This window comes from Mucilaginibacter sp. (assembly GCF_041663085.1).
In the GTDB taxonomy this organism is placed as follows: Bacteria; Bacteroidota; Bacteroidia; order Sphingobacteriales; family Sphingobacteriaceae; genus Mucilaginibacter.
Genome location: NZ_JBAZRC010000145.1, coordinates 1 through 12,576, shown reverse-complemented (window position 1 = coordinate 12,576; position 12,576 = coordinate 1). Strand labels below are relative to the sequence as shown.

General features: G+C 45.9%; 8 protein-coding genes. 6 read left to right on the top strand and 2 right to left on the bottom strand.

The genetic code is table 11. The annotated features are described in order from the left end of the window. Positions 1 to 259: TrmH family RNA methyltransferase (locus WC615_RS19460; RefSeq protein WP_372979733.1), on the top strand; the 259-nt coding region annotated here is incomplete at its 5' end. A gap of 11 nt (positions 260 to 270) precedes the next feature. After that, on the top strand, positions 271 to 933 hold the full coding sequence (locus tag WC615_RS19455) for a YdeI family protein (RefSeq protein WP_372979732.1): 663 nt from the start codon (positions 271 to 273) through the stop codon (positions 931 to 933). 235 nt (positions 934 to 1,168) lie between these two features. On the opposite strand, the gene WC615_RS19450 is transcribed toward WC615_RS19455, so the two are convergent. Then, positions 1,169 to 2,650: a glutamate synthase subunit beta gene (locus tag WC615_RS19450; RefSeq protein WP_372979731.1), complete on the bottom strand. Its 1,482-nt coding sequence runs from the start codon at positions 2,648 to 2,650 to the stop codon at positions 1,169 to 1,171. Positions 2,651 to 2,843: 193 nt separating this feature from the next. Beyond that, positions 2,844 to 7,364: a glutamate synthase large subunit gene (gene gltB, locus WC615_RS19445; RefSeq protein ID WP_372979730.1), complete on the bottom strand. Its 4,521-nt coding sequence runs from the start codon at positions 7,362 to 7,364 to the stop codon at positions 2,844 to 2,846. Positions 7,365 to 7,614: 250 nt separating this feature from the next. Between gltB and WC615_RS19440 the strand changes: the two genes are divergently transcribed. The 4 genes from WC615_RS19440 to hisD all read left to right on the top strand — a co-directional run bounded on the left by WC615_RS19440 (position 7,615) and on the right by hisD (position 12,470). Then, a complete protein-coding gene (locus WC615_RS19440) occupies positions 7,615 to 8,106 on the top strand; it encodes a D-glycero-alpha-D-manno-heptose-1,7-bisphosphate 7-phosphatase (protein ID WP_372979729.1) in 492 nt (163 codons plus the stop codon). 210 nt (positions 8,107 to 8,316) lie between these two features. Beyond that, complete coding sequence (locus WC615_RS19435; protein WP_372979728.1) at positions 8,317 to 9,861, top strand: hypothetical protein; 1,545 nt, start codon at positions 8,317 to 8,319, stop codon at positions 9,859 to 9,861. Positions 9,862 to 10,228: 367 nt separating this feature from the next. Continuing rightward, the gene (hisG, locus tag WC615_RS19430) at positions 10,229 to 11,080 is read left to right on the top strand and encodes an ATP phosphoribosyltransferase (protein ID WP_372979727.1); all 852 of its coding nucleotides are present in this window, start codon (positions 10,229 to 10,231) and stop codon (positions 11,078 to 11,080) included. 100 nt (positions 11,081 to 11,180) lie between these two features. After that, complete coding sequence (gene hisD, locus WC615_RS19425; protein ID WP_372979734.1) at positions 11,181 to 12,470, top strand: histidinol dehydrogenase; 1,290 nt, start codon at positions 11,181 to 11,183, stop codon at positions 12,468 to 12,470. The last annotated feature ends 106 nt before the right edge of the window (positions 12,471 to 12,576 follow it).

The window sequence follows — 12,576 nt, the reverse complement described above, 5'->3', positions numbered from 1 at the left end:
ACTACGCGCCGATGGGTATAAGATAATAGCCATTGAACAGGCCGAGAACAGCATTATGCTGAATACTTTCGCACCTTCTACTGATGAAAAATATGCCCTCATTTTTGGCAACGAAGTTAACGGCGTAAGCGATGAGGTAATGCAGCAAATTGATGCCTGTATCGAAATTCCGCAGTTTGGCACCAAGCATTCCTTTAATATTGTAGTATCGGCAGGCATTGTTTTGTGGGATTTCTTTGCTAAATTGAATTTGAAATAGCACCCGCTACCATGAGCCCTCTCGCCAAAAAACTGCTTATAAAACCCGGCCAGCACTGGCTGATATTAAACGCGCCCGAAGATTACCTGGCAACGCTTGAGCCGCTTCCGGATGACGTTAAGCTATCTTTTACCCCGCAGGGCGATTTTAACGGCATTCAGGTTTTTGTACAGAACAGTGCCGGATTAACTGCAGCCCTATCACAGCTAAAGCCCATTTTAAAAGACGACACCATATTTTGGGTGATCTACCCAAAAAAAAGCTCGGGTATGGAAACAGACCTGGAAATGATGAGTGGTTGGGAAGTAACCAAACCCTACGGAGTAAGGCCTGTTGCATCTGCGGCAATTAATAACGTGTGGACCACCCTGCGTTTCCGCCCGGAGCATTTGGTAAAACACTCTGATGCCAGTAAAGAATCTATCTCAAAGCAAAACGACTACTCCGCTTATATTGACGTTGATAAAAAACAAATAACCCTTCCACCCTACCTGCAGGAGGCTTTAGCTGCCGAGCCAGCCGCAATGGGCACCTACGAGAAACTTGCCTGGTCGCACCGTAAGGAGTACGTGGTTTGGATACTGACCGCCAAGCAGGAACAAACTAAGGCAAACCGCATAGCTAAAATGATTGAGATGCTATTGGTGGGCAAGAAAAACCCGTCGGAGAAATAGCATACAATCTATCACCGCGCGTCATTGCGAGGTACGAAGCAATCTCCGGATAGAAGGTCGAAACTATGCACGGTCGATAATCACAGTTTTGAGATTGCTTCGTACCTCGCAATGACGGCTTTTTTAATTAACCGAAAAAACCGTATTAAGGCGTACGCGTGCCGCATGTGCCTTAATAAAAAAGCCCTTGCAGAACTAACTGGCAAGGGCTCGGTCTATAACTGATTAACTAAAACTAATAAAACACTTGTTCAAATTGGTTAACGGCGTCTTTGCTTTCCAGGTTTGAATGACCCATCAAAAACTCGTCAACCTTGCGGGCAGCCTCGCGGCCTTCTGATATAGCCCATACCACTAACGATTGGCCACGGCGCATATCGCCTGCTGCAAACACCTTGCTTACGTTGGTACGGTAAATACCTTCTTTGGCTTTAACGTTCTTACGCTCATCAAGCTCTACATTTAACTGCTGTAAAGCGCCATCAAACTGCGGGTTCACAAAACCCATTGCCAGGAAAACACGCTGGCAAGGGATCTCGCGCTCGCTGCCTTCCACCTCGTTAAACTTGATCGGGCGGCCCATTACATCTATCTCCCAGCTTACATCAGTCACTTTAAGCGCCCTCAGGTTGCCATCAGCATCGCCTAAAAACTCTTTGGTATTGATACCCCATGAGCGTTCAACGCCTTCCTCGTGAGAGCTGGTGGTCTTCATCACCATTGGGTAAGTTGGCCATGGCATATGCGCGGTACGTTTCTCGGGCGGTTGCACCATCACCTCAAATTGCTTAACCGATGCGGCACCCTGGCGGTTTGATGTACCCACGCAATCGCTGCCGGTATCGCCGCCACCTATTACCACCACATCTTTGCCTGTGGCTATTATCTCTTCCACCTCAACAGCAATGCTGCTAACGCGTTTGTTTTGTTGTTTCAGGAAATCCATAGCGAAGTGTACGCCTTTAAATTCCCTCCCGGGGATAGGCAGATCGCGGGGGATGGTTGAACCACCCGCCAATACCACCGCATCGTGCCCACGAACAATCTCGTCGGCGGCGATATCTTTACCTACTTCGGTATTGCATTTAAATACAATGCCATCCTCTTCCATGATCTGGATGCGGCGGTCAATCACCCATTTTTCCAGTTTAAAATCAGGGATACCGTAGCGCAATAAACCACCAGGGCGGTCGTCACGCTCAAATACGGTAACGCTGTGGCCTGCCTTGCTTAGTTGCGCGGCAGCAGCCAATCCCGCCGGACCGGAGCCTACCACGGCCACCTTTTTGCCCGTTTTTATCAGCGGTGCAACAGGTTTAACCATGTTTTTTGAGTAGGCTATTTCGATGATATGTTTTTCAATTTCCTCGATAGCTACCGCCGGTTTGTTGATGCCTAACACGCATGCAGATTCGCACGGTGCAGGGCAAATACGGCCGGTAAACTCCGGGAAGTTATTGGTAGATGATAGTATCTGGTATGCATCGTCCCAGTTTTTGCGGTACACGGCATCATTAAACTCGGGGATAACATTACCAAGCGGGCAACCCGAATGGCAAAATGGGATCCCGCAGTTCATGCAGCGTGCCGATTGCTGGTTCAGTTTTTCATCAGAATACAAACCAACAAACTCATTATAGTTTTTAACCCTTTCGGCAACAGGCGTTTTTGCGGGGAGTTCCCTTGTAAATTCCTGAAATCCTGTAACTTTTCCCATTTTGTAAATTCTTATATAGTTGTCTATTTAACCACAGAGTTAGCAGAGATATTCACAGAGAGAACAGAGATTTTTCTGTGTTATCTCTGTGGTTCGCTACTTTTTATTGATCATATAAGCCTTTGTGGTTCTCTGTAAAACCTCAGTGCACTCTGTGGTTAATTTGTGTGGGCGTTATTTAACTTTACAACACCTATACAGTTTGATATTCTAATTTTTCCAATACTTTTTTGTACTCCTTAGGGAATACTTTTACGAACTGCGTTGAAGCCTTATTCCAGTTTTTTAAGATGGATTGCGCCAGCTTACTACCGGTTAAGTTAATATGCTTTTTTAACAGGGCAGTTATCTGCTCTTCGTCTTTTAACGATAGCGGGTCAAGGTCAACCATTTCGGTATTGCAGTTTTCTGCAAAAGTTCCGTTAGGGTTATAGATCCAGGCTATACCACCGCTCATGCCCGCCGCGAAGTTCCTTCCGGTTTCGCCCAGGATAAGTGCACGGCCGCCGGTCATGTACTCGCAACCGTGGTCGCCAATACCTTCAACAACCGTTGTAGCGCCCGAGTTACGCACCGCGAAACGCTCGCCTGCCATACCTCTTACAAATAACTCTCCGCTGGTTGCACCATACAGGGCAACGTTACCAATGATGATGTTATCCTCCGGTTTAAAAGTAGCGTTAGGCGCCGGATAAATGGCCAGTTGCGCACCAGATAAGCCTTTACCTACGTAGTCGTTAGCTTCGCCTTCCAGCTCAAAAGAAACACCCTTTGTAGTGAAAGCACCAAAACTTTGACCTGCAGAACCTTTAAATTTATAGTTGATGGTATTATCAGGCAAACCTGCTGAACCATATCTTTTCGAGATCTCGTTTGATAACAGTGTACCGATGGTACGGTTAACGTTAATAACATCAAAAGTGGCAAATACCGGGGTTTTATCCTCTAAAGCAGCTTTCGCGTTCTTCAGCAATTCCCAGTCTATGATCTCGTCCATGCCGTGGTCTTGTTTCTCGCTGTTGTAAAGCGTTGAGCCTTTGCTTACGGTTACCGGGTGCAGCATGCCGCTCAAGTCAATCTTCTTAGCTTTCCAGTTCTTCAGGTTATCTTTAACCTTCAGGAACTGTACGCGGCCAACCATTTCATTAATGGTTCGGAAACCAAGCTCGGCCATTATCTCGCGCATCTCCTCGGCCATAAAGCGGAACAGGTTCACAACGTGATCGGGGCTGCCGCTAAACAATTTCCTTAGCTCAGGGTCCTGCGTGGCAACACCTACGGGGCAGGTGTTTAAGTGGCATTTACGCATCATGATACAGCCACCGGCAACAAGGGCTGCAGTTGCAACACCCCACTCCTCAGCGCCCATCAGGGTAGCAATAGCCAGATCACGACCTGTTTTTAGCTGACCATCCGTTTGCAGTACTACACGGCTGCGCAATTTGTTGCGTACCAGTGTTTGGTGTGCTTCGGCCAAACCAAGTTCCCAAGGTAAGCCCGCGTGTTTGATAGAGCTTATTGGCGATGCGCCTGTACCGCCGTCGTATCCTGCAATCAGGATCACATCGGCGTGTGCCTTGGCAACACCCGCTGCTATGGTGCCTACCCCTGCTTTTGATACCAACTTAACGTTGATACGTGCGGCACGGTTGGCGTTTTTCAAATCGAAAATCAGTTGCGCCAGATCCTCGATAGAGTAAATATCGTGGTGTGGTGGCGGCGATATTAAACCCACACCCGGTGTAGAGTGGCGGGTTTTGGCAATCCAGTCGTCAACCTTGTGGCCCGGCAGTTGCCCGCCTTCGCCCGGTTTTGCGCCTTGTGCCATTTTTATCTGTAACTCGTCTGCATTGGTGAGGTAGTTTGAAGTTACCCCAAAACGTGCCGACGCAACCTGCTTAATAGCCGAACGCATAGAATCACCATTGGCCATTTTCTCATAACGCATCTCGTCCTCACCGCCTTCGCCGGTATTGCTTTTGCCGCCAATGCGGTTCATGGCAATAGCCATAGTGCTGTGCGCCTCGTGCGAGATAGACCCGAACGACATAGCGCCGGTTGCAAAGCGCGTCATGATATTTTCTATCGGTTCAACCTCATCAATGCTGATAGCTTCGCGGTGGTGGGCAAAATCAAGCAGGCCACGGATGGTGAAATGCTTTTCGGTTTGCTCGTTTATTGCGTTAGCATAGTTTTTATATACGCTGTAGCTGTTGCTGCGGGTTGCATGCTGCAGCAAATGTACCGTAGTTGGGTTAAACAAGTGGGCTTCGCCGCGGCGTTTCCACTGGTAAATACCACCTTCGGGCAGTAAATGATTTTCTGTTTTAGGGCTGTTAAAGCCTATTTTATGTTTGCAAAGCGATTCTTTAGCAATTTCATCAAGGCCTAAACCTTCAATACGTGTAACCGCGCCGGTAAAGTAATGGTCAACCACTTCTTTGTTCAAGCCCAATATTTCAAACACCTGCGACCCATGGTATGATTGCAGTGTGGAGATCCCCATTTTTGAGAAGATCTTCAGCAAGCCATCATTAACCGACTTCACATAGTTTTTGTAAAGCGATTTGATATCCAGACTGGTTTCTAACTGACCGTTGTTCTTTAAAGTTTCGATAGTTGACAGCGCCAGGTATGGGTTAATGGCAGTTGCACCAAAGGCTAATAAGGTAGCAAAGTGGTGTACTTCCCAAACGTCGCCTGTTTCTGCTACAATACCAACCGCACCACGGCGTCCTTTTTTGATCAGGTGGTGATGCACAGCCGATACTGCCAGCAGCATCGGGATAGGCGCGTGTTCTGAGTCGATAGCACGGTCGCTTAGTATCAACACCTCAAAGCCATCATCAACAGCATCTTCGGCATAGCGGCAAAGCCTTGCAATACCTTTTTCTAATGAGCCGGCGTTACCATCGGCATTATAATAGGTTTGCAGGGTTTTAGCATGGAACAACCCGGTATCTATCGACCGCAGTTTCTCTAACTGGTGGTTCTTTAGTATAGGGTGGTTTAGCACAACGCAATGGCAGTGCATTTTATCTTCATCAAGCAGGTTGCCGTTGTTACCGATGAAGGTAGCCAAGCTCATTACCAAACGCTCGCGGATAGGGTCTATCGGCGGGTTGGTAACCTGGGCAAAAAACTGTTTAAAGTAACTTGAAAGGTGTTGTGGTTTATCAGACAGGATAGCCAAAGGCACATCCGTACCCATTGATCCGATAGGCTCTTTACCATCCAAAGCCATAGGTTTGATGATGGTATCGATATCCTCGCGGCTATAGCCAAATACCTGCTGGTAGCGGTAAACCGCATCACCGCTCAGGCTGGCGAATGATAAACGTGGCTCGGCCAGTTCACCTAAACGAATCTTATAATTATCAAGCCAGGTGCCGTATGGCTGTTGGCCACTAATTTCTTTCTTAATTTCTTCGTCTGTTATGATCTTCCCTTTTTCGGTATCTATCAATAACATTTTACCCGGCTGCAGGCGGCCTTTGCGTATAACGGTGCTCTCGTCAATTTTCAGGGTACCTGCCTCTGATGCTGCTATAACGCGGCCATCATTGGTGATCACAAAGCGCAGCGGGCGCAGGCCGTTACGGTCAAGCAGGGCACCAACCAGTTTACCATCGGTAAAACTGATAGCGGCCGGGCCATCCCATGGCTCCATTAAGGTAGCGTGGTACTCGTAGAACGCCTTTTTAACAGGGTCCATCTGCTCGTTGCCATCCCATGCCTCAGGTATCAGCATCATCATTACGTGTGGTAATGAACGGCCGGTGTGAAGCAGTATCTCGATGATGTTATCCAAACAGGCCGAATCCGACTGGTTGTTATCAATAACAGGTAAAAGCATCTCCATTTCCTCGTTGGTGAAATAGGCCGATGCGAAAGATTTTACGCCCGAGTAGAACCAGTTAAGGTTACCGGTAAGGGTGTTTATTTCACCGTTATGCGCAATTAAGCGGAATGGCTGCGCCAGTTTCCATGACGGGAAAGTATTGGTTGAGAAACGCGAGTGGATCAGAGCCAGGCCCGATGTAACACGCGGATCGGCCAGATCAGGGAAGTACTTACGCAGCTGGTAAGTGGTTACCTGCCCCTTATAAATAATAGTGCGGCAAGAGAATGATGTAAAGTAAAAATGCTCTGCAGCCGCAGGGATAGTTTCGGTAACGGTTTTATTTATATAGCGGCGCAATACATATAGTTTGCGTTCCAGGTCGTCGGTATTGGTAACCGCGCGGGGGCGGCCAACAAAAAGCTGCTCGCAATCAGGCTCGGCCTGGCGTGCGGTTTCGCCAATTACAGATGAGTCAACCGTAATTTTACGGTATCCAAGTAATTCAAAGCCAAGTTTTTCAACCGCGGCGGCAATAATTTTACGGCTTGCCTTCTTCAGGGCAGGCTCTTTAGGGAAGAAAATCATACCCACACCGTAGCTTCCCGGCTCAGGCAGGCTTATCTCCAAATCAGAGCATTCTTCCATCAAAAATTCATGTGGAAGTTGAATCAGGATACCCGCGCCGTCACCGCTTTCGGGGTCACAGCCACAAGCTCCACGGTGCTCCATGTTCTCTAACATCGTTAAAGCATCGCTAACAATACTGTGCGATTTATGACCGTTTATGTTAGTAATAAATCCTGTTCCGCAGGAATCGTGCTCAAATTCCGACCTGTATAGGCCCTGCTGGTTACAATCAGTTTGATCCATATTTTTATCCGCATATTTATGACGCGGGTAATAACGAAATTACCAAATTTTGATATTTTTATAAAATCGCTACTAATTTTTTCAAATTTATTAAAACCACGTGCATTTATTACAAATAAATTATAAAGTCGACAATAATTGTCGCCTATATATATGAATTTAATAATTCTTAACGTTTATTTAATATGCACACATAGTAAATAAGCTTAATAATCTAATTTTGCCGAAATTGACTTATACCTTATAATATATGGCCGAAAAAATTAAAGCAGTATTTTTAGACAGAGATGGCGTTTTAAACAAAGAAATGGGCGATTACGTTTGCCGCCTGGAAGACTTCCATGTGCTTGATAATTTTGACGCGCTTAAAGAACTGCAGAATCGTGGGTACATGCTTTTAGTGGCTACCAACCAGGGCGGCCTGGCTAAAGGCTGGTACACCGAAACAGAGCTTGGCAAAATGCACGCTCATTTAAAACAGGTTTACCAGGAGCATGGCGTAGAAATAACCGATTTCTTCTACTGCCCCCACCACCCCAACTTTACCGGCGATTGCGATTGCCGCAAACCAAAACCGGGCTTATTATTCCAGGGGATTGAGAAATATAATATAGATTCATCAAAATCATATTTTATTGGCGACCGCGAACGTGATGTAGAAGCCGGTACAGCAGCAGGCGTAAAAGGTATTTTAATAGACAGCGACCAGCCGATAAGCACGGTTTTGAATTTAATAGCTTAAGGTTGATTTATTTTAACCACAGAGAACACAGTGATAGAACCACGGGGTTCATAGAGGCATATCTTTATACTCTTAGCGGTTAGTAAAAAAATTATAATTTTGCCAGGCTCAGTGTACTCTGTGTTTTTCCCTTTGTGCTCTCTGTGGTTAAAACAATATTACCTTTAAAACAATTTCCGCTTTATATCCTTTAAAACATCAATGGGATTTTTGGACAAACTAAAAAACTATGATACGCTGCTGTTTTCGGCAATAGCGGCTTTTGCCATCTATATCTATTGTAGTTACAGCGGGATCGGCATCTCGCCCGATTCCATTATGTACACCAGTGCTGCCCGTAGTTTTGCGGCACATGGCACACTGCTTACCTTTAACCATATCCCCATTGTTGATTTCCCTGTATTTTATCCAACCTTCCTGGGCATCATCAGCTTCATCACCCGTATCGATCCTGTTGGCTTTGGCACTGTACTGAACATGGTACTTTTTGCCTCGTTGATATACGCCAGCGGGTGGATCATGTCGCGCTTTGTGCCGGCATCGCATATATACAAATGGCTGGTACTGGCTGCCATTGTATTAAACCCGGGCTTGCTGCAGGTGTACTCCTACCTGTGGTCTGAGACGCTGTTTATACTGGAGGTATTATTATTTTTCATTGCCTTCAGGCAATACCTGCTCACCCATGCCGGTAAATGGCTGGTTGCGGCGGCGGCTATAGCTGCTGTGGCTTGTATAACAAGGTATGCAGCGGTAACTATTGTAGGCACCGGCGGTTTATTATTACTGCTGGACAGGAAGCTCCCCATCAAAAAGAAATTTGTACACATTATTATATATGGTTTTATATGTATCTCGCTGCTGGTAGCCAACCTTACCTTTAACGCTCTGCATACGGGTACGGTTACCGGCCCGCGCGAGCCGTCTATCACCTCATTCGGTAAAAACCTGTTCTATTTCGGCTCGGTATTTTGCGAGTGGATGGGCATGAACCCCACTTTGTACGACACCTTTGCCACGCCGCTGGCTGTTGTTATACTGGTAGGCTTTATTGCTGCTTTGGTGTATAATTTTATGCGCCGCAAGCTGGATAGCTTTGAGAACCTGGCTATCACATTCGCGCTGGTTTACGGGTTGTTTATTGTGTTATCATCCACCTTTTCGCGCTACGAGCGGATCAACCCGCGTTTATTAGCCCCTATGTATATCCCCGCCCTTTGGGGATACACCAGCTGGGGTATGCTGGCGCTTAAACGCATTGCCGAAAAGCGTGTGCGTATGGCAGTGGCTGCTGTATTTATACTGTTGATGCTGGGCTATATCACCAAAATATTTTTGGTAGATAAACAACGTTACAATGACCAGATAGCAGACGAATACGGTAACCCCGGTTATACGGATAACGACTGGAAGGAATCGGAATTTGCCAATTACCTGAGGCATATAGATAAAGGCATGTTTAAACCCAAAGTGGGTATTTACTCTGATGCGCACGAGGCCGTGTATTTTTTCTCTGGCATGTCATCATATCTTGTTCCGCATAAATTCTTTAAAAAGGATATCGAAAAATTCTACCGGATCAAACGCTTTTACCTGATCTGGTTCAACAACCTGGAGAACCCGGAATTGATCAACATTAAGGATATCCAAAAGGTAAAAAAACTGAAAGTAATAAAGCAATTTGAAGGCGGTGCTATCTATGAATATGAAGGCGAAACACCTGCGGCCAAACGCGACACTTTAACAACGCATTAAGGCGAACTGGGGGCGTTTTTTGGCGAATGAAAGCCTAAAAAAGGCGAAAGAAAGTCGCATATTCCGAGGTAAACATTTCTAAGATAAAATGGGTGTAAAAATTACATAAGCACTTATACATATTGCCAATCTGCTAAAAAACCATACTAAAAATTAAATTTTTGATAATCAATTTCACATAAAATTTTGATTTAATAAAATAGGGCATATATTTGCATCGCTTATCCACAGCAAATCATATAAAAATGAACGGACTTAACACATATCATTTACATCTGCACCATCACCACCATGTGGTGATCAGATAATATATGTTTCTACGCGAAATATCGTCCTCCGTTTATATTCATTTCCTAAAAATCAATTTGTGAAAACATTAAAAATAGCGATCCAAAAATCGGGTCGGCTCAACGAAAAATCCGTTGAATTATTAAAAAATTGCGGCCTTAATTTCGAAAATTATAAGAGCTCGCTCATCTCCCCTGTATCAAATTTCCCGTTAGAGATCCTTTTTCTGCGCGATGACGATATCCCTGAGTATGTGCAAGATGGCATTGCCGACCTGGGTATCGTAGGCGAAAACGTGATACAGGAAACCGAAGTGGAAGTAAGCTACCTGCAAAAGCTTGGTTTTGGCAAATGCTCGCTAAAAATTGCGGTACCCAATAACAATACCATCACCAGTCTTGATCAATTAAACGGAAAAGCCATTGCTACCACCTACCCGGTTATACTGGGTAAATACCTGAAGGAGAAAGGCATCCAATCTGATATCCGTACCATTTCGGGATCGGTAGAGATCTCGCCGGGCTTGGGCCTGAGCGATGCCATCTGCGACTTGGTATCAACCGGAGGCACCTTAAAAAGCAACGGATTGGTTCCTTTTGCTGATGTAATGAGCAGCGAAGCGGTACTAATTGGCAGCAAAGGCAGCGAAAGTAATATTTTGGTACAGGAGTTAATACAGCGCGTACAGTCTGTACTACGTGCTAAAGAAACTAAATACGTGGTATTAAACGTTGAACGTAAAAACTTAGACGCCACACTGGCTTTACTACCGGGCGTTAAAAGCCCATCGGTAGTGCCATTGGCCGAAAGTGAGTGGGTAGCGGTACACACCGTAATCCCCGAGCGTGATTTTTGGGACCGTATAAGCCAGCTAAAGCAAGCCGGTGCACAGGGCATTGTAGTAATGCCTATAGAAAAGATAATATTGTAACCCCCTAACCCCCTGAAGGGGAATAAAAGATTTTACAATGGAAGATAACGATCAAAAAGATGCATTTCAAAAACTCCCCCTTCAGGGGTCTGGGGGGGTAATGGAAACATTCAATTATTCAGACCTGAGCAAAACCGATATCGCCCGCCTGGTACAACGTAATGTTGACCCTGCTAACGAGATCCGCACATTGGTTGAGAACGTGATTGAGCAGGTAAAACTAAACGGCGATAGCGCTTTGCTTAACTATGCCGAACAATTTGATAAAGTTGAACTAAGCAAGCTTTACCTTAATAAAGCTGAACTTGAAGAACTGGCATCCGCGGTATCTGAAGACCAGCAGGAGGCATTACAAACGGCTTATGCCAATATCTACAAATTCCATAAAGCGCAATTAAAACAAGAAGATAAGGTAGAAACCATGCCCGGTGTAACCTGCTGGCGCGAATTAAGGGCTATTGAAAAAGTTGGCCTCTACATTCCGGGGGGTACTGCCGTGCTGCCATCCACATTTTTAATGCTGGGCATCCCGGCGCGTATTGCAGGCTGTAACGAAATTGTAGTATGCTCGCCTCCGCAAAAAAACGGTAAGGTTAACGCTTTTATAGCTTATGTGGCCTTGATGCTGGGGATTGAGAAGGTTTACCTGGTTGGTGGTTCGCAGGCTATAGCAGCCATGGCTTACGGCACCGAAAGTATCACCAGGGTTGATAAGATCTTTGGCCCGGGCAACCAGTTTGTAACCAAGGCCAAAACCATTATACAAAGTACTACCACCACTGCTATTGATATGCCTGCGGGACCATCGGAAGTTTTGGTAATTGCAGATAATACCGCTAAACCAGCCTATGTAGCCGCCGATCTGCTGGCACAGGCCGAGCATGGGATAGATAGTCAATCGATACTGGTATGTACATCAGAAACCATCGCGCAGCAAACACTTGCCGAGGTTGAAAAACAGCTGGCTGTTTTACCACGTGCCGAGATAGCGAAGCAGGCGATAGATAATTCGTATGTAATTATTACCCAAAACTTGGATGAGGCGATGGATTTCAGCAACCAATACGCTCCTGAACACTTAATTTTGGCAACTACCAACTGGCAGCAGCTAACCGCTAAAATTATAAATGCAGGTTCGGTTTTCCTGGGGAATTTAACACCGGAAAGCGCGGGCGATTACGCATCGGGCACTAACCATACGCTGCCAACCAGCAGTTATGCAAGGGCTTACTCGGGCGTATCGGTAGATTCGTTTGTGAAGAAGATTACCTTCCAGTATTTAACAGAGGAAGGCATACAAAATATAGGCCCATCGGTAGAGATACTGGCCGAAATGGAAGGCCTGCACGCGCACCGGAATGCAGTGAGTGTGAGGATGAATAATAACTAAGACCCACGCGTCATTGCGAGGTACGAAGCAATCTCCCGATAGGCATATTGGCTATGAATAGTTCTGAGATTGCTTCGTACCTCGCAATGACGGGCGGAAATAAAAG